Below are 18,614 nucleotides of genomic sequence, written 5' to 3' on the forward strand. Positions count from 1 at the left end.
CATGCAGGAGGCCTGGTGGTCAATTCTCCTTCGCGCCACAGACGACCATGGCGTATCACTCGATCGAGTGAGCCGCCTTCGACGTTGGCCGCGTTGCGGCGGAGCGTTGCCCGACGGAATGCCCACGGCGGGCCACCCGTGGATCCGGGTGGCCCGCCGTACCGTCTGCTCAGCGGCCCAGAGCGCGGCGTCCGCGGCCCTGGGAGAGGACCGGCAGGTTGCGGGCCGGGGCCTGCGCGCGGGTGTCCTCCTCGATGCGCAGGGCGAGCGCCGGGCAGCGGCGCACCGCGCGTAGAGCCTTGGCCTCGGCGTAGCGCGGCACCTTCGCCTGCGCCACCGTCGGGAAGCCGTCCGCGCCGAGTTCGAAGACCTCCGGGAGGATGTCCGCGCACAGCCCGTGGCCCCGGCAGAGCGTCCAGTCGACGAAGATCTTCTGACGGCTGTTGCCGGTGTCCTCCGGCTCGCCGCCGCCCGGGATGCCCGTCGGCATCTTGCCGTCCTCGAAGAGCGGCAGAACGCCTTCCACGCGCCGTCCGCAGCCGTTTCCGAGGACGTGCGCCGCCAGGTCGTCGGTGAACGCCTTGATCGTCGACTCCAGGAACATCGCGGAGCCGTCCGGGTGCGAGCACGCCCCGCGCCGCTTGACGTTCTTGGCGACCTGCTTGAGTGCCTCCAGGGCGGCCGGACCGCCGCCGTTGAGGATGTCCTCCATGCCGCGCGCGGCGGCCGGCAGACCGAGGTAGCAGGGACCGCACTGTCCCGCGCTCTCCTCCGCCAGCCACTGGGCCACCCGCAGCGACTCGCCCAGCGGGCAGGTGTCCTGACTGATCGGCAGGATCGCGCCGGCGCCGAGGGCGCCGCCCACCGCGTCCAGGGAGTTGCGGGAGACGATCGCCTCGTTGACCGTCGCCGCGTCGATCCACTTGCCGTGGTAGCCGCCGGTCAGCACGCCCTGCGGCACCGGCGGGGCGCCGGCCAGCTGAAGGACGTAGCGCAGCGGCACGCCGGTGGGGACCTCGATCACCATGGGGCGGGCGACCGCGCCGGAGACCGTGAGCATGACGGTGCCCGGCTCGTCGTACAGGCCGGTGTTGCCGTAGCGCTCCGGGCCGATGCGGGCGGCGATCGCCAGCTGGGCGAACGTCTCGGCGTTCGACAGCAGCGTGGGCGCGCCGCCGACGCCGTTCTGCGAGGCGCTGGTCTTGCGGCCGGGCGGGATCGCCGGGCCGCCGTCGATGGAGCGGATCAGCGACGCGGCGGCGCCGGTGACCATGCGGATCGGGTTGCGCTGCACGAACGCCTTCAGCGCCGAGCGGCGGCCGTTGTTCAGGCCGCGTTCGTCGAGCGCGGCCTCCATGGAGCGCTGCGTGGACTCACGGGTGACCCCGATCACGAGCGTGCGGGCGCCCAGCGCCTCCGCGCACAGCAGGGCGCCGTCCAGGATCAGGTGCGGGGCACGGTTGATGAGCACCGTGTCCTTGCGGCAGGCCGGTTCGTCCTCGCTGCCGTTGACGACGACGACCGGCCGGACGCCGCGCTTGATCGCCGATTCGGCGACCGAGCGCAGCTTCTTGTGGAAGGGGAAGCCCGCGCCGCCGCGGCCCTTGAGATTGATGGCTTCGGCGAGCTGCGCGAGCTGCTCGCCGCCCAACGGCTCGAGCGGCCCATGCACCTTCAGGTGCATGGGCAGGTCGAGTCTTTCGACAAGGTCGAAGCCCGACGTGAGCTGAGGAAGTCCGACCACGCGGACTTCTGGTACGTCGGGCAGGGCCTCGTTCACCTATAGCCTCCGGAAGGCGTGTTCCAAGGTTCGCCCGATCCCGGCGAGTCGAAGGACGCACCGGGGGCTGGTTCATTGGCGGGACCGCTGTTGTACGTGTCGTTCGAGTTGTACGTGCCGTAGCGGGCGTTCGTCTCACCGGTGTCGTACACATCACTTCCGCCGTACCCGCCGACGCCCGAATTGTTGTAGGCCGGGATGTTGTTGTACCCGGTGTCCGCGAGCGGGTCGTACGCCGACGGGGGCGCCTCGCCGACCGGCGGCGGGGACGGGACCGGCCAGCTGCCCGAGGTGCTGGACGCGCCGTCCACGCGCGGGAACGCCTCCGTCGCCTGCATGTCCATCGGCAGGTTCATGCGCGCGGTCTGGCCGGCCGCGAAGGGCTGCTGGGGCTGTCCGGGCGTCGAGACCGCCCGGTAGGCGGCTGCGAAGCCGGACGCGGGCTCCGGGGCCATCGGGCGTGCCGGAGTGTCGTACAGCGACCCCGCGCGCGGGGAGGCGCCGGTGTCGGTGAAGGCCGCCTGCTTCTCGTAGCCCGGCAGCGCGGACGAGCCCGACCCGAGGGGGCCCGTCTCCGTCACCCTGGCACGGCTGGCGTCCAGGTCGTCGAGCTCCGGCCGCTCCGCGGAGCCCAGGATCCCGACGAGCCGGTCGGCGACCTTGCGCTTGAAGGGGCGCGGCGCGGCGCGCAGGGCCAGGGCCGCCATGATGCCGAGCAGGCACAGCTCGTACGAGATCATGAAGAACGGCTTCGCCGCGCGTCCCGCGAACAGGCCGTGGATCAGTGCCGCGCACAGGGCCGGGTAGGCCAGCATGTGCATGGCACGCCAGCGTGCCGCGACCGGCGCGGGGGCGGCGAACTGGTTGCGCAGCGCGCCGGTGACGCCCACGAAGATCATGAGCAGGCCGGCCAGGGAACCGAGGCCGATGAGCCCGGCGCTGCCCGTCACACCCGTACTGAAGGGGATCAGTGCGGCGATCAGGACGGTGTGCGCCAGCGCCAGCTTGATGGTGATGTGCACCAGGAGGAACGCGATCGAGGCGATGGCGAGCACCCGGTGGATGGCCTGGGAGACGATCCGCTGGCGGGTGTTCAGGAAGATCCGGTCCTGGGTCACCAGACCCCAGATCACCGAGGAGGTGAGGCTGACGAGCGACAGGACGCCCGCGCCGAAGTTCAGGAAGTCCTGCAACCAGTGCCCTCCGAACAACACCACCACGGGTATGAGCAGCAGGACGACGGCCGTCGCCACCCCGTAGGCCGACCGGCCTGGTTTGGGGAGCGAGCTGGTACTAACACGAGGGTTCATGGGGGCAACTCCGAGCGGTTCGGGAAAGCGGTCCCGCTGCCGAACTGTAAATGGCGCCATACCGATCAGTACGAGGTTTGAGTTATTGCGTTGTTATCAAAGGACCATCTGGCTGTTGCGGTGTCCCATAGTGGGTGTTACGCGAAGTAATCCTTGACCTTGGTTCAGTGGCTGTCGTTGTCACCTATGCATACGCAAGCGCGTCGCGGCTTGCTCAGAGCCTGCGGTACCCTAACGCCATGCGTGCCGTACGCCTTCTGCTTAGCGGGCCGCGCTGATCAGTCCCGACCGGCGGCGAGAGCCGGGTGGCCGGCATCGGCGCGGCGTCCCCTCCTGTGTGAGGGGATTTTTCGTTTCTTTGAATGTCACAGCCGCAGGCAGAGACGATCGATGGAGCTTTGAGGATCATGAGCGAGACGAACCCCGCTGCCGCCGCTGCCGCCGCTGCCGTGTCGGCGGAGGCCGCGCCGCACCGCTACACGGCCGCCCTGGCGGCCGAGATCGAGGCACGCTGGCAGGACTTCTGGGACGCCGACGGCACGTACGCGGCGCCGAACCCGAAGGGTGACCTGGCCGGCGACCCCGAGGTCGTGGCGCGGCCCAAGAAGTTCATCATGGACATGTTCCCGTACCCCTCCGGTGCGGGCCTGCACGTCGGCCACCCCCTGGGATACATCGCCACCGATGTATACGCCCGCTTCCAGCGGATGACCGGCCACAACGTCCTGCACACCCTGGGCTTCGACGCCTTCGGTCTGCCCGCCGAGCAGTACGCCGTGCAGACCGGCACGCACCCGCGCGTGTCCACCGAGGCCAACATCGAGAACATGAAGTCCCAGCTGCGCCGGCTGGGCCTGGGCCACGACAAGCGCCGGTCGTTCGCCACGATCGACCCGGACTACTACAAGTGGACCCAGTGGATCTTCCTGCAGATCTTCAACTCCTGGTACGACGACGAGGCGAAGAAGGCCCGCCCGATCACCCAGCTGATCGCCCAGTTCGAGTCCGGTGAGCGCGCGGTGCCCGGCGGGCGCTCCTGGGACCGGCTGACCGCCGCGGAGCGCGCCGACGTCCTGGGCGAGTTCCGCCTGGCCTACGCCTCCGACTCGCCCGTCAACTGGTGCCCCGGCCTGGGCACCGTGCTGGCCAACGAGGAGGTCACCGCCGACGGCCGCTCCGAGCGCGGCAACTACCCGGTCTTCAAGGCCAAGCTGCGCCAGTGGAACATGCGGATCACCGCCTACGCCGACCGGCTGCTGGAGGACCTGGAGGAGCTGGACTGGCCCGAGGCCATCAAGCTCCAGCAGCGCAACTGGATCGGCCGGTCCGAGGGCGCCCGGGTCGACTTCCCGATCGACGGCGAGTACATCACGGTCTTCACCACGCGCCCGGACACGCTGTTCGGTGCGACCTACATGGTGCTGGCCCCCGAGCACCCGCTGGTCGAGAAGTTCACCCCGGCCGCCTGGCCGGAGGGCACCCACCAGGTGTGGACCGGCGGCCACGCGACCCCTGCCGAGGCCGTCGCCGCGTACCGCGCGCAGGCCGCCGCCAAGTCCGATGTCGAGCGCCAGGTCGAGGCCAAGGACAAGACCGGCGTCTTCATCGGCGCGTACGCCACCAACCCGGTCAACGGCGAACAGGTCCCCGTCTTCATCGCCGACTACGTCCTGATGGGCTACGGCACCGGCGCGATCATGGCCGTCCCGGCGGGCGACCAGCGTGACTTCGAGTTCGCGCGCGCCTTCGAGCTGCCGATCCACTGCATCGTCGAGCCGACCGACGGCCGCGGCACCGACACCTCGACCTGGGAGAACGCCTTCGGGTCGTACGACGCGAAGATCATCAACTCGTCGAACGACGAGATCTCGCTGGACGGCCTGGGCGTCGTCGACGCCAAGGCGCGCATCACCGAATGGCTGGAGCGCAAGGGCACCGGCGAGGGCACCGTCAACTTCCGGCTGCGCGACTGGCTGTTCAGCCGCCAGCGCTACTGGGGCGAGCCCTTCCCGATCGTCTACGACGAGGACGGCACCGCCCACGCCCTGCCCGAGTCGATGCTGCCGCTGGAGCTGCCCGAGGTCGAGGACTACAGCCCGCGCACCTTCGACCCGGACGACGCCGACACCCAGCCCGAGACGCCGCTGTCGCGCAACGAGGAGTGGGTCAACGTCACCCTGGACCTGGGCGACGGGCGCGGTCCGCAGAAGTACCGGCGCGAGACCAACACCATGCCCAACTGGGCCGGTTCCTGCTGGTACGAGCTGCGCTACCTGGACCCGCACAACAGCGAGAAGCTGGTCGACCCCGAGATCGAGCAGTACTGGATGGGCCCGCGCGAGGGCCAGCCGCACGGCGGCGTCGACCTGTACGTCGGCGGCGCCGAGCACGCCGTGCTGCACCTGCTGTACGCCCGCTTCTGGTCCAAGGTGCTGCACGACCTGGGTCACGTCTCCTCCGCGGAGCCGTTCCACAAGCTGTTCAACCAGGGCATGATCCAGGCCTACGTCTACCGTGACAGCCGTGGCATCGCGGTGCCGGCCGCCGAGGTGGAGGAGCGCGACGGTGCGTACTACCACCAGGGCGAGAAGGTCTCCCGGCTGCTGGGCAAGATGGGCAAGTCCCTGAAGAACGCGGTCACTCCGGACGAGATCTGCGCGGAGTACGGCGCCGACACGCTGCGCCTGTACGAGATGGCGATGGGCCCGCTGGACGTCTCCCGGCCATGGGACACGCGCGCGGTGGTCGGCCAGTTCCGCCTGCTCCAGCGGCTGTGGCGCAACATCGTCGACGAGGCCGGCGGTGAGGTCACCGTCACCGACGCCGAGCCCGACGAGGAGACGCTGCGTGCCCTGCACAAGGCGATCGACGGCGTGCGCCAGGACCTGGAGGGCCTGCGCTTCAACACCGCCATCGCCAAGGTCACCGAGCTGAACAACTACCTGACCAAGGCGGGCGGGGCCGTGCCTCGCTCGGTCGCGGAGCCGCTGGTGCTGCTGGTCGCGCCGCTGGCCCCGCACGTCGCCGAGGAGCTGTGGCGCCGGCTGGGCCACACCGGCTCGGTCGTCCACCAGGACTTCCCGGTCGCCGACCCGCGGTACGTCGTCGACGAGACCGTGACCTGCGTCGTGCAGATCAAGGGCAAGGTCAAGGCCCGCCTGGAGGTGCCGCCGTCCATCTCCGAGGAGGAGCTGGAGAAGGCGGCGCTGGCCGACGAGAAGGTCGTCGCCGCGCTGGAAGGTGCCGGGATCCGCAAGGTGATCGTGCGGGCCCCGAAGCTGGTGAACATCGTTCCGGCGTAGCGCTCGGGGTAGTCCCCTACGGGCAGGTTCGGGGTTTTTCCGGAACCCCGGGCCTGCCCGTAGCGTTTACCGTGGAGAGCAGCGCGGTGCGCGCCGCGCGAAGCCGGAGGAGGAGCGCCGTGGAAGCCTTCATCACAGTCTTCGCCCTGCTCTTCCTGCTGTTCGTCGTCCTCGGCGCCTACGCCACGGTCAAGGTGATCGGCGCCGCCAAGCGCGGTGTCGACCGTACGATCACCCAGGCCCGCCGCACGGTCGAGGACCACACGCTGCGCGCCAAGTCCGTCGTCCAGCCCGGCCCGGCCGGCGAGATAGCACAGCTCCGGCTGAGCCTGCGCACCTCGATGCGCGCCACCCAGGACGCGTTGCAGGCCGGTGCCGCCGAGGACGAGTCGCTGCGGGAGTCCCTCGGCCTCTTCGAGCGGCTCAGTGCGCACGGGCACGAACTGGACGACGAACTCAGGCGACTGGAGTCCGAGCCCGACCGTGCCACGCTCGCCGAGCGGCTGCCCCAGCTGCGCACCCGCACCGAGCGCATCACCCGGTCCGCGGACTCCCTGCGCTGGGCCGCCCGGGACCGGGCCCACCGCTTCGCCGGGGACGACCTCGACACACTGAGCGCCCAGATCGACGTCGAGACCGGCGCGCTGCGGCACTGGACGCATGCGGAGCCCCCGACCGCGCCGCAGCCGTGGCCCGACGCCCCGGCCGACGACGACCGGACCGTACAGCAGACCTGGCCGGAGCCCCCTCGGCCCAACGCCGCCGAAGACCCGGCCCGGCCGGCCCTCACCCCTCCCGGCCGACGCCGGACATACGCATGGCAGAAGAAGACCCGCCCGGAGAGCACGACTTGATCCGGCCGGCCCCGGCCCAGGTCACCGGGGCCGGGCTGCCGTCCGGGCGCTACGCCAGGTAACCTCCAGCTCATGTCCCGCCATGTCGCTATCGTCACCGATTCAACGGCCTACCTGCCGCAGCGGACGATGGAGCGCCACGGCATCACCGCGGTACCCCTGACCGTGGTCCTCGGCGACCAGGCGCTCGAAGAAGGCACCGACATCTCCACCCGCTCCCTGGCCCAAGCCCTCCAGAAACGGCGCCCCGTCACCACCTCACGCCCCAGCCCCCAGGTGTTCGCGGAGACCTACCGCAAGGTCGCCGAGTCCGGCGCGACCGGCATCGTCTCCCTCCACCTCTCCGCCGAGCTTTCGGGCACGTACGACGCCGCGGTCGTCGCGGCACGCGAGGCGCCGGTGCCGGTGCGGGTGGTGGACACCGGCATGGTCGCGATGGCGCTCGGTTTCTGCGCCCTCGCCGCGGCCGAGGCGGCGGAATCGGGCGGCACCGTGGACGAGGCCGTCACCGCGGCGGAGAAACGGGCCGCGGGCACCTCCGCCTACTTCTACGTCGACACGCTCGACTATCTACGCCGGGGCGGCCGGATCGGCGCCGCGCAAGCCCTGCTGGGCTCCGCGCTCGCCGTCAAGCCGTTGCTGGAACTGGACGGCGGTCGCATCGAACTCCTCGAGAAGGTAAGGACGGCGTCGAAGGCGATCGCCCGCCTCGAGGAGATCGCGGCCGAACGGGCGGGCAGCGCCGAGGTCGACATCGCCGTGCACCACCTCGCCGCCCCCGACCGCGCCGCGGCCCTCGCGGACCGACTCCGGGCACGCGTACCGGGGCTGGCCGACCTGCACGTGAGCGAGATCGGCGCGGTGATCGGGGCGCACACCGGCCCGGGGCTGCTGGGAGCCGTGGTCTCGCCGCGCTGACCTACTGCCAGCGCATCGCTCGTGCGGGTGGCGCGGTTTTCCACAACCGGCCCGTCCTCCACGGAAATCGAGCAAGATCATCGCGAAGTGACGGGATGTCGGATCCTCGTCGCATGGCACTTCGATCACGTTCACGCACAGCGCCCGCGACCAGCGGCCCCGGCCGCGCCCCCGCTTCCGACGGCCGCATCCGGCACCGCCGTCCGTCCGCCCGTCGTCCACCCGACCGCGGACCCGCCCGGCACCGCCACGCACCGGCGGAGGAACTGCGCCGCCGAGCGGAACTGCTCTTCGCCGAAAACGCCCGCCGACCACAGGAGTCAGGACACGGGCCCCCACCGGGGCAGCCACGAGCGGGTACGGCGAGCGGGGCGGGCACGGCGCCGGGGATGAGCTCCGTACTGGGGATGAGCGCCGCGCCGGCTGCCGCGTGCACGGACGCCGTGGAGACCGGCTCTGACGACGAGTTGCTGAGCCCCGACTGGCGGGAGCGGGCCGGGCTCGCGCTGCGGGAACGGATGCCGGTGTGGTTGCAGGCGCGATGCGGTCTTCAGCGGCGGGGCGTGATCGCGCTCACGGTGCCGCTGGCCGTCGCCGCGGTGTTCGCCGTGCAGCACTTCTGGGCCGGCCGCGCCGAGTCCGTCAGCGCACCGCAGGTGGTGCGGGCCGAGGCCCCGTACGCGCACCGGAAAGAGACGGAACCGGGAGAGAACGGCGGGCACGCGCAGGACACGCGGATCGCTCCCGGCAGCACCACCGGCGCTGCCACGGGCACCGGGACCGAGATCGTGGTGGACGTCAGCGGCAAGGTCCGCGACCCCGGGATCCACCGTCTGCCGGCCGGTTCACGGGTCGCCGACGCGCTGCGCGCGGCGGGCGGGGTACGCCCGGGCACCAGCACCGAGGGGCTCAACCGGGCCCGCTTCCTCGTGGACGGCGAGCAGGTCGTCGTGGGCGGCCCCGCACCGGCACCGGGTCCCGCACCAGGTCCCGCGCCGGGCACCGGGACGGGCTCCGGCGCGGCAGGCACGACGGCCGGAGCCGGACCCCCGGCACCGATCTCCCTGAACACGGCCACCGCGGACCAGTTCGACACCTTGCCCGGCGTCGGCCCGGTGCTCGCCCAGCACATCATCGACTACCGCACCCGGCACGGCGGCTTCCGCTCGGTCGCCGAACTGCGCCAGGTCAACGGCATCGGCGACCGGCGCTTCGCCGACCTGAGGAACCTGGTGCGGCCATGAGCCGGGCCCCCGACCGGCCGGCGCACTCCGGCACGCTCCCGTCCACCCCGGGGCCGAGCGAGGCCTCCACCTCGGTGCCGAGCAAGAACCCGCTGTCCGACAGCGGCCACCCCGAGCGCCCCGCCGGCCGCCGGACCGTGCACGCCGCCTCCGGGAAACGACTGGGCGCCGCACACCCCCGGCAGGAGGCACCGACGGACCTGCGCCTGGTCCCGCCCGCGCTCGCGGCCTGGGGGACGGCGGCGCTCACGCTGGACATCCCGCCGGGCTGGACCGCCGGGCTGGTGATCGGCTGCCTGATCGCGGCGATGATCCTGCTGTACGGGCGGTGGACACAAGCCCCGCCCCCGTCGATCGCCCGGCCGCGCGTCACGGTCGCCGCGGCACTCCTCTGTGTCGCCGCGTCAGCCGCCTCCGCCGGGCTGCACGGAGCCGACCTGCGACGCGGGCCGGTGCCCGCGCTGGCCCGGCAGTACGCCACGGTGACCGCCGAGGTCGAGGTCGGCTCCGACCCCTGGCTCAGCAGACCCCGGGTCACAGGCGATCACGCGGCCCCGGTCGCCGTACTGGTCCGGGCGGAGGTGCGGCGCGTCGAGGAGGCCGACGGGACGGTGACGACGACCCGGACCCCCGTGCTGATGGTCGTCGACGCGGGCACGCCGAGCCCGCGCGGAGTTCCCGAGGAGCGTGCGACGGGAACACGGGCGGCCTGGCTCGGCCTCCTGCCCTCGACGCTGCTCCGGGTGAGCGGGCGACTGGCACCGGAGCAGGCCGCCGGTGAGCGGAGCGCGGCCGTGCTGCGGGTGCGGGACGGGCAGGCACCGGAGGTCGTGGGACGGCCGAACGGGCCGCAACGCCTGGCGGGGCGGCTGCGGGCCGGGCTGCGCGAAGCGACCGACGGGCTGCCGGGCGACGCACGGGCGCTGCTGCCCGGGCTGGTCGTCGGGGACACCTCACGGATCACGCCAGAGCTGGACGAGGCCTTCAAGGAGACGGACCTGGCGCACACCCTCGCGGTCTCCGGCAGCAACCTGACCATCCTGCTCGCCCTGCTCATCGGGCCGCCCGGGCTGGCCCAGCGCGCCGAACGCCGTGGAGTGGCGCCACGCCTCGGCCTTTCCCTGCGGGCTACCGCACTGCTCGCGGCGGCGCTCACGCTCGGCTTCGTCGTCGTCTGCCGACCGGATCCGAGCGTGCTGCGAGCCGCGGCCTGCGGAGCCGTCGCCCTGCTCGCCCTGGCCACGGGGCGCCGCAGATCGCTGGTGCCGGCGCTGGCGACGGCCGTCCTGCTGCTGGTCCTGTACGACCCGTGGCTGGCCCGCAGCTACGGCTTCCTGCTCTCGGTGCTGGCCACCGGAGCCCTGCTGACGCTCGCGCCCCGTTTCGGCGCGGCACTGCTGCGACGCCGGGTGCCGCCGCGGCTCGCCGAGGCGCTGGCCGCCGCTGCCGCCGCACAGGCCGTGTGCGCGCCGGTCGTCGCCGTGCTGTCGGCGCGGGTGAGCCTCGTGGCGGTGCCGTGCAATCTGCTCGCGGAGTTCGCGGTCGCCCCGGCCACGGTCCTGGGCTTCGCGGCGCTGGCGACCGCGCCGGTGGCGATGCCCGTGGCCAAGGCCCTGGCCTGGCTCGCGGGATGGCCGGCCGGATGGATCGCGGGCGTGGCCCGGGGCGGGGCCGGACTCCCCGGCGGGGGAGTGGACTGGCCGGGCAGCTGGGCCGGGGCGCTGCTGCTCGCCGTCGCCACGGTGGCCGTCGTGCTGCTCGGGCGGCGGCTGGTGCGGCACCCGTGGTGGTGCGGTGTCTGCGGGCTGCTGCTCCTGCTCGCCGTTGTGCGCCCGGCGCCGCTGACCAGGGTGATCACCGGCTGGCCGCCCCCCGGCTGGCGGCTGGCGATGTGCGATGTGGGGCAGGGCGACGCGACGGTGCTCGCGGCGGGCGGCGGCACCGGTGTGGTGGTGGACGCGGGTCCCGATCCGGCGCTGGCGGACCACTGTCTGCGGGAGCTGGGCATCACCCGGATCCCCCTGGTCGTGCTGACGCACTTCCACGCCGACCACGTCGCGGGACTTCCCGGTGTGCTGCGTGGTCGGTCGGTCGGCGGGATCGAGACGACGGGCTTTGAAGAGCCCGCCGACCAGGCCGAGTTCGTACGGAGGGAGGCGGCCGGACGGAACATCCCCCTCACCCACGCGGTCGCCGGGGAGCAGCGGCGGTCGGGTCCGCTGTCCTGGCAGGTGCTCTGGCCGCCGCCCCGCCCGGCCGATTGGGAGCCGGACGGGCCCAACGACGCCAGCGTGGCGCTGCTCGTCCGGTCGGCCGGGCTGCGGCTGCTGCTCCTCGGGGACCTCGAACCCCCGTCCCAGCAGGCGCTGTTGAGATCACCGGCGGCGGCCGGTCTGGGCCGCGTCGACGTCCTCAAGGTCGCCCACCACGGTTCGGCCTACCAGGACCCGGACCTGATACGCCTGGTGGCGCCGCGCGTTGCGCTCATCTCCTGCGGCGCGGACAACCCAAAGGGTCGTGACTTGCAGTTCTAGCACATCCGCCCAGGTCAGCGCAGGGTTTCGGAGGCAGGAAGCATGGGTCACCGACGCCAACTCGCGTGCCTCTGGCGCCACTTATCCGCGTAGCCTGATCAGGTCAGAAAAACAGTGCCCCGGCGGGAAGGGTGAAGGCTTCCACACCGGGGCTTACCGACTGGATGGAGTCGGCATGGCTGAGGCTATCGGCACTGAGCGAATGCGTCGCCTACCGTGGACCGGCCCCGCAGGCAGCGCGGAATACGCAGCGCCCGGGGAAGGTGTCGACCACATCGCGGATCGAACGGAAGCCCACATCATCAGCACGGGGCGCAGCGATGCCGCCTATGCGCTGACCATGGCGGAGCGCCCGGAAGTGTCCAGCGATGAACTGCGGTTGCTGGTGCGGAAGTTGGCCAGTGCTGTGAGGGACGTTGCCAGCGTGGCGGAACTGCGCGGGGAACGGCTCAACGAACCTTCCTACGGTCCGGCAGCAAGGGCGCTGGAAACGGCGCTGCGCGAGGCTCTGAGCCAACGCTGAGCACCAGACAGGCATAAGCCCCGTAGCGCGCTCCAGAGCTCTCCTGGGGCTACTACGGGGCAACCGACTCGCTGAGCCCTACTCGGGCCGTCCTCAGCGGGTCGGGGCTACAGGGCCGGACCGGACATTCCGGGGGTCGTTCGGGTGGCCGTGGATCATGTGCGTATGCATGGCGCGCACCGCCGATGCAGCCATCTGCGGGTGGCCCGAGGAAACGGCGCCGCTCACGGTGTCTCGCAGCAGCGCACAGACCCCGCAGGTATCCGGGTCCACATTCCCGGGGCGAGGTGTCCACAAGTCACTAAGCACTGGTACTCCGCTCGCAGTTCTTACAGGGGAACGGACACGGGGGAAGCTGCGACGGCCGGGGGAAGTAGATGACACCGGATGCTGTGTCCAGCGCTCCGCCGTATTCAGTCCACCAGCCATCCGGAGAGGCCGCGTACGGCCCTAGCGGGTCATCGGTAAGGCTCACTAGCTCCGGGTCCGGTAAGGCGCTCAGGCGGGCACTGGCGCGCTTCGCGGGTTCCGTCACCGGGGGCACTCGAAATGCCGGTAAACGGCGACCGGAGAACCGGACCTCCGCTCAATGGTGGAACGGCGGCACGGCTCTAGTTGCTTGATCTTCCGCTTACAGCCGGCGCACGTTGACCCCTCGGGAGCGTAGGTCACGTAATCCGCTTCAGCCTCGGTCGCTGGGCTCGCTGCCATGACTTCCCCTCGCGTTCCGTCTAGGGGGTCCAGACTCCTTCGGGTGTTGATCAGCGACTAGCGGCCCCCTGTAGGCCAACTGTCGGCCAGAATTGGGGGCATGGGGACCAGCATCGGGACCAATGTCCGGCGACTGCGCGAGCAGCGAGGGTGGAGTCAGGCTCGGCTAGCCCATGAGGTTTGCCGAGCAGCAGGAGTGATCGGCGATCCCGTCGGACGGCAGGAAGTCAGCCGATGGGAGACAGGCAAGCGCACACCTCGCGAATGGTTGCCGTTCCTCGCTACCGCCCTGGGCGTACCCATGGATGCACTCCGCGAGCCGCTGAAGCCCTCTGAGCCGCCCTTGCCGACGCTGGCCGACTTCCTGCCTGAGGGGGACCCGCTAGCGCCTCTCAGAGCGGCTACAGGGCGCCGCATTGGAATGGGGCAGGTGGACGACTTGCAGCAGCGGGTGCACGGACTGCGGCTCGCTGATGACGTGCTGGCCGGGGGTGACCTGATCCGCCCCGCGCTACGGGAGTTGCGTTCCGCTGTGAAGCTGTACCGCGAGGGATCCCATACCGGCGAAGTGGGGCGCCAACTACTCAGGCAAATAGGCGAGTTGGCCCAGATCGCAGGATGGATTGCAAGCGACGCCGGGCAGCATGCGGAGGCTGAGCGGATCTACCGCCTAGGCGTTAGCGCAGCGAGGCAGGCGGAGGATTTCACGCTGGCGGGCAACATCGCTGGCAGCCTCGCCTACCAGTACTCGAATACGGGGCGGGAGGCCAAAGGGGTCACGCTGGCGCAAGCGGCCCTAAATGACGCTGGAAACGACGCTCCGCCAAAGGCTCGCGCGCTGTACCTCGATAGGGTGGCATGGGCACATACGAAAGCCAGGGGCGTAGCCAACGGGCAAGCGGCCATGCGGGCACTCGGGGAAGCGGGGCAAGCGCTCAGCGAGGACAGCGAGGGAATCGAGTCGCCTGCCTATCTGTATTGGGTGGACGCTGGCGAACTGCGGGTCATGGAGAGCCGCGTTTACACAGAGCTTCACCGGCCCTTGCGCGCCGTTCCCTTGCTGCGAAGCGTGCTCAGCGAGTACGACGCGACGCACACGCGCGAAATGGCCCTGTACCTCTCTTGGCTGGCCGTGGCGCTGGCCGATGCGAATGAGCCCGAGGAAGCGGCGGCCGTCGCGGAACGCGTTATCGCTCTGTCATCTGACATACCGTCAGAAAGAACAGCGGAGCGGGTTCGCGTCATCCTCCGCCGTTTGCAGGACTATGCGGAAGTGCCCGAAGTCGCTGCCCTACTCGCTGAGCACCAGGCAGCCTAGAAACGCGAAAACCCCGACCCCCGGGGGTATCCCAGGGTCGGGGTTCTTTCATGCGCTCCCAGCGCTGTACGGCTCGATGTCCAGATATGGGTTAGTCGGCGTCGTTACCCGAGACAGCGATAGAGGCTCGATCCACTCGTTGTTTCCCTCGGCGAGACTCCGCATATGCGTCCGGTACGCACGCCCCGTACGAGCGGACACAGCCGCATTCCGCTGGTCTGCGCTGGCCATGGTCCACAAAGGGGCGGAAGCGGCGTCAGGGTTGGCAACGAAGAATGCTCTCCATTCGGCATAGCTGCGCTGGCTCATACGGCCTCACCGGCCATGGCTAGATATCGACGGCCGGTCCGCTCGGACACACCAAAGTGGTCAGCCACCATGCGGCCGGTCACTGGTCGGCCATGCCGAGACTCAAGGACGGCCACGGCCGCCCGAACATCCTCAGCAGTAGGCGGAGTGACCGGGGTTTCCAAATCGCTGTCCGGCGCTGTCTCGGCAAAGTCCTGCCATAGGTCAGCGTCCAGCCATGCGCCATTCCGAGGGGGGTCGGCCGGCTCAGGAGTCCCAGTTCCGTCCGAAGGCTTTCCCAGGCGCTCAGACGGCCGCTCAGGGCTTTCTGTCCGATGCATTCGCCAGACGGTCAGCGGGAATACGGCATGCAGCCCAGCGGAAACCCAGGTGTCGACTGCGCCCAGAGGGTCAGCGGTCAGCACTCCGGCCACATTTGCGGCCACGGCAACGGCTACGGCCAGCGTCACATCACGGCGTGACCGGACGGCCCAGACTAGGAACAGGTCGACGGCCACGGGCACGGCATAGGAAGGCAGTTCGGGCACTCCGTGCGTGCGAGCTAGATGCTGCTGCGTGGCAAAGCTGATGAACATCGAAGCGAGCAGAGCGGCATAGCGGGCGCAGTTGGCTACTGAATGACGAGTCAGCAAGGGAACTCCAGGGCATAGCAAAGGTGCCCCGGCTCAGTGAGTCAGGGCACCTACGAAATTTCGTATGTGGTCAGTCGGTTGGTGCTTCGCGTATTCGTCTGCGACGCTCGCGCTGATATTCCGTCTTGCAAGATCGGCACCAGCGCTGGAGGCCGTAGACACGGCACCGCGCGAATGCTGACTTTGGCTGGCGCCGGTCACAGCGCGTGCAGTGGTGTAGGTATTCGGACATGACTCGCTCTCAGTAAGGGTCGTAGGCGCTCTCGCGCTGTAGAACAAACTTTTCAACCGGGCGCACGTGCCAGAGCCCTCCCCCGCGTCTCTTTCCCCCTAGCCGATTGGGGGGCCCCTGCCGGTAGGGTCACCGGAATTCAGACACAGCGCGTGACCTAATGATCAAACGACTCACCCGCTGTCTTACGCGAATGATGAGCCTTGGTCATCGACTGCAAGTTGTCCCACTCGAAAGCCTTGGGCCCGAGCAAACCCAACCCGTCTTTGTGGTCCACCTCGATAGCGTCCGGACGCAGCAGCGCAGGCAGCCTCGCGCACTCCTCGCATTCGCAGTACGGGTGAGCAGCGAGATAGGCACGGCGTACCTTCTCCCACTTCCGGCGCAGGTCTGCCGACACATTGCGGTGACCAGTCCCATACTCACGGCCGGTCACACTCGACGTACGCGCATGGGCACGGCACTTACCCCGCCAGGTAAGGCACTGGCACCCGTCGACAGGGCAGCGCTGATAGGTGCTGCGCCTCAGACCCTTTGGCTTACTGCCAGGCTCACACGGACACACAGCAGCAGACGTGCGCTTAGGTTCACGAGGAGCAGACAGCGACGGGATAACGCCCCGCCAATCGCCATCCACTGGTGACGCGTGACCAAGCTGGAAGTACCTCAGCGCAACAGGCTCAGGCACGTCTAGCACCGCCCCGCCGTTGTACTGACGCCCGTCCCAAAACACGTAATAGAACGCGCCCACGCGGATACGCACCATGAGATCTCCAATCAGCAGGGAACCCCGGAGCCGAGTAGCCCCAGGGTTCCCAATTCAGCTAGGCGGACTTGCGACCTAGCAGCGCATCAAGTAGGCCATCGCGTTTCGCGCTGACAATCTCCGCAGGGTTCATGCCGGCCAGCGCCTCACGGGATATCTGACCGTTCTCGTACCGGTCCGCAGCCTCAGCCTCAGCGGTCTTACTGCGTTCCATCGCATTCAGCAGGTCATCAGCGGTCACATTCCCGCCCGCCTTGCGGTAAGCGATTAGCTGAGCGGACGTCATGCGTGACTTATCCGGGCGAGCCATCAGGCATCCACCTCGATGATGCGAACAGCGCTATTGGCAGAGCCAGCCAGCGCCTCAGCTAGTGAGCGCTTCAATTCGAAGGCAGAGCCGTTCTCGGCCACGACCAGGACGAGCGGGTCCGGTTCAAAGGGCAGCGCGAACGAGCCGAGCACCTCGCGAATCTCTACCAGCGGCTCATGGGAATCAGGCGCAAGCCCATTCGCCAGCGCGGGACTCGCACCATCGGCGCTGTAGTCCGGCCGGTCACCGTTCTGCCAAGCGCGGACGAATCGCACTACATTGGCGGCGCCGCCGAATGCTTCGCGCGCAGCCAGGTAGGCCCGGTAAGCATCCTGCGCCTTCTCGGCCGTCTCTCGCAGGCGCTCATCAGCCGCAGGCTCCAGGGTGCCCACAACGGCCCGGAAAGCCTTCTGAGCGGCACTCTCGGCCTCACGCAGACTGGTGGTCAGAGCACGATGTGCACCCAGAATGGTCGGACGCCGGTCACGCGCAGCAGCGAGCGAGCTACGCAGCTTCTCCAAAGCCTTTCCAGCGCTCACCGCATCGATACCAGCCTGAACGTCGTGGGCCTCGAAAGTGGATTCCCAGGTCTCGGACAAGTAGTCGCTGTACTCGACCTCGAAGTTATCCAGCGCGTCATAGGCAGCATCGCGCGCAGCGATGGTGGAAGCCACATCGGCCGGAAGCTGGTCAGTAGGCGGGAAATTGGTGACAGTGACGTCAGCGAACATGGTGGATCAGTTCCTCTCAGATCAGGGCAGTACGAGGGGTCACATACCAAAATTGGTAGGTGACCCCCCAGGGTCAGGCGGCGTAGGTCGCGTATTTCACTTGGCAGCCTCCCGCTTAGCGGCGTGACGCTCCGTTTGGGCTCTGGTGTAGTTGGCCTGCGCTTCCGTCATAGCGGCAACACTGCGCACTAGATGGGTGAGGACGGCGACGGAATCTAGGTCTATGCCCTCGGGGTCAGCCTCAATGGAACTGGCCAGCGAAGTAACGAGCGACTCCAGACCGATTCGAGCGTGGACGCTGGTAGCATTCCTGGGCATGTCGTTGGGTGGTATCACGGGTGATCTCCGGTCAGGCGGTGTAGGTAGCGGCGCTGACCATCGAGGACAGCAAAGCAAGGGTGGCGAAAAGGGCGAGAATCACGGGCACTCCAGAAATCCGGCGGTCTCGGCCGGCTCGCAGGTTCCGGAAACGCAGAAGACCCCCTAGGACCGGGAGATATCTGCGGCGCTGCGACACGCCACAGAATCTCGACCGATACCCAGGGGGCCTAGATCGGAGCGGAATCGTAGCCAGCGCTGAGCGCCGGTCGCAGTGCTACGTGGTCCGCGAGGGAAGCCGTTACCGGCTCTGAAGAATGACTAGCGAGTCGGTTACCTGCGGGCTAGACGCGCGTCGCGCTCAGATAGTCGGTCAGCGGGCACGCGGAAGTCTCTTCCACGGATTGGCTGTAGGGCCGTCTGACGGCCGAATGAGGGCGCCCCGGCGGGAAGCCCTGGGGCAAGGCTGGAAGGCGCTCAGGCGGCGGACTGCGCCCGCTTCGCAGCCCGATAGTGAGCGACCTTGTGAGCGTCCGAGCAGAAACGGCGGGGTCGGCCTACGCCGTTCCATCCGGTCGAATCCTCACAGCCTTCACGCGCGCAGGTGGCGTCCCAGCGTTGAGTTTCCTCGTCGATTGCCTCTTGGGCTAGCGCGTTCTGTAGCTCAGCGCACGTCTCGTCGGCGTCGTTGGCGTAGTCGCAGAATGACTGCCTACCTCTCAGAGGGCGGAACGTGGCGCCACAGAGGCGACAGACCTTATCGGCAGGCTTAGGGCCGGTCCGTCGGCGGGCACGCATCTTGCAGCGCGCGCTACAGAAGCG

Annotated in this window: 11 protein-coding genes and 1 pseudogene; 8 read left to right on the forward strand and 4 right to left on the reverse strand. The window is 69.4% G+C overall.

Features of this window, described 5'->3' with window-relative positions; translation table 11 throughout:
* Positions 1-169: 169 nt before the first annotated feature.
* A complete protein-coding gene (locus tag ACWGJM_RS47695) occupies positions 170-1,780 on the reverse strand; it encodes an NADH-ubiquinone oxidoreductase-F iron-sulfur binding region domain-containing protein (protein ID WP_453418048.1) in 1,611 nt (536 codons plus the stop codon).
* Complete coding sequence (locus tag ACWGJM_RS47700; protein WP_453418049.1) at positions 1,777-3,090, reverse strand: cytochrome b/b6 domain-containing protein; 1,314 nt, start codon at positions 3,088-3,090, stop codon at positions 1,777-1,779. Before ACWGJM_RS47700 ends, ACWGJM_RS47695 begins: the two co-directional genes overlap by 4 nt.
* Positions 3,091-3,497: 407 nt before the next feature.
* Between ACWGJM_RS47700 and leuS the strand changes: the two genes are divergently transcribed.
* The 8 genes and pseudogenes from leuS to ACWGJM_RS47740 all read left to right on the forward strand — a co-directional run bounded on the left by leuS (position 3,498) and on the right by ACWGJM_RS47740 (position 14,494).
* Complete coding sequence (gene leuS, locus ACWGJM_RS47705; protein ID WP_453418050.1) at positions 3,498-6,392, forward strand: leucine--tRNA ligase; 2,895 nt, start codon at positions 3,498-3,500, stop codon at positions 6,390-6,392.
* A 119-nt stretch (positions 6,393-6,511) separates the two neighbouring features.
* Positions 6,512-7,246 (forward strand): hypothetical protein, encoded by a 735-nt coding sequence (locus tag ACWGJM_RS47710; RefSeq protein WP_453418051.1) that lies wholly within the window; start codon positions 6,512-6,514, stop codon positions 7,244-7,246.
* A gap of 72 nt (positions 7,247-7,318) precedes the next feature.
* Positions 7,319-8,164: a DegV family protein gene (locus ACWGJM_RS47715; protein ID WP_453418052.1), complete on the forward strand. Its 846-nt coding sequence runs from the start codon at positions 7,319-7,321 to the stop codon at positions 8,162-8,164.
* A 113-nt stretch (positions 8,165-8,277) separates the two neighbouring features.
* Positions 8,278-9,408 carry a helix-hairpin-helix domain-containing protein gene (locus ACWGJM_RS47720; protein ID WP_453418053.1) on the forward strand — a complete coding sequence of 377 codons (1,131 nt, stop codon included), beginning with the start codon at positions 8,278-8,280 and terminating at the stop codon, positions 9,406-9,408.
* Entirely contained in the window at positions 9,405-11,942 is a 2,538-nt protein-coding gene (locus ACWGJM_RS47725; RefSeq protein ID WP_453418054.1) for a ComEC/Rec2 family competence protein, read from the forward strand. Before ACWGJM_RS47720 ends, ACWGJM_RS47725 begins: the two co-directional genes overlap by 4 nt.
* Before the next feature lie 175 nt (positions 11,943-12,117).
* Positions 12,118-12,465 carry a hypothetical protein gene (locus ACWGJM_RS47730; RefSeq protein WP_453418055.1) on the forward strand — a complete coding sequence of 116 codons (348 nt, stop codon included), beginning with the start codon at positions 12,118-12,120 and terminating at the stop codon, positions 12,463-12,465.
* An 811-nt stretch (positions 12,466-13,276) separates the two neighbouring features.
* Positions 13,277-13,486, forward strand: a pseudogene (locus ACWGJM_RS47735) (helix-turn-helix transcriptional regulator); the annotation flags it as partial.
* A gap of 120 nt (positions 13,487-13,606) precedes the next feature.
* Complete coding sequence (locus tag ACWGJM_RS47740; RefSeq protein ID WP_453418058.1) at positions 13,607-14,494, forward strand: hypothetical protein; 888 nt, start codon at positions 13,607-13,609, stop codon at positions 14,492-14,494.
* A 1,997-nt stretch (positions 14,495-16,491) separates the two neighbouring features.
* On the opposite strand, the gene ACWGJM_RS47745 is transcribed toward ACWGJM_RS47740, so the two are convergent.
* Both ACWGJM_RS47745 and ACWGJM_RS47750 read right to left on the reverse strand, forming a co-directional pair.
* Positions 16,492-16,719, reverse strand: coding sequence for a hypothetical protein (locus tag ACWGJM_RS47745; protein ID WP_453418056.1), 228 nt, complete (start codon positions 16,717-16,719; stop codon positions 16,492-16,494).
* A 23-nt stretch (positions 16,720-16,742) separates the two neighbouring features.
* Complete coding sequence (locus tag ACWGJM_RS47750; protein ID WP_453418057.1) at positions 16,743-17,474, reverse strand: hypothetical protein; 732 nt, start codon at positions 17,472-17,474, stop codon at positions 16,743-16,745.
* Positions 17,475-18,614 lie beyond the last annotated feature (1,140 nt).

The sequence above is a fragment of the Streptomyces sp. NPDC054834 genome (genome assembly GCF_053611185.1).

What these genes read in the sequence shown, in the direction of transcription:
- ACWGJM_RS47700 (WP_453418049.1), bottom strand. Translation starts at nt 3,090, where the DNA reads ATGAACCCTCGTGTTAGTACCAGCTCGCTCCCCAAACCAGGCCGGTCG.
- leuS (WP_453418050.1), top strand. Translation starts at nt 3,498, where the DNA reads ATGAGCGAGACGAACCCCGCTGCCGCCGCTGCCGCCGCTGCCGTGTCG.
- ACWGJM_RS47715 (WP_453418052.1), top strand. Translation starts at nt 7,319, where the DNA reads ATGTCCCGCCATGTCGCTATCGTCACCGATTCAACGGCCTACCTGCCG.
- ACWGJM_RS47720 (WP_453418053.1), top strand. Translation starts at nt 8,278, where the DNA reads ATGGCACTTCGATCACGTTCACGCACAGCGCCCGCGACCAGCGGCCCC.
- ACWGJM_RS47725 (WP_453418054.1), top strand. Translation starts at nt 9,405, where the DNA reads ATGAGCCGGGCCCCCGACCGGCCGGCGCACTCCGGCACGCTCCCGTCC.
- ACWGJM_RS47730 (WP_453418055.1), top strand. Translation starts at nt 12,118, where the DNA reads ATGGCTGAGGCTATCGGCACTGAGCGAATGCGTCGCCTACCGTGGACC.
- ACWGJM_RS47745 (WP_453418056.1), bottom strand. Translation starts at nt 16,719, where the DNA reads ATGACGTCCGCTCAGCTAATCGCTTACCGCAAGGCGGGCGGGAATGTG.
- ACWGJM_RS47750 (WP_453418057.1), bottom strand. Translation starts at nt 17,474, where the DNA reads ATGTTCGCTGACGTCACTGTCACCAATTTCCCGCCTACTGACCAGCTT.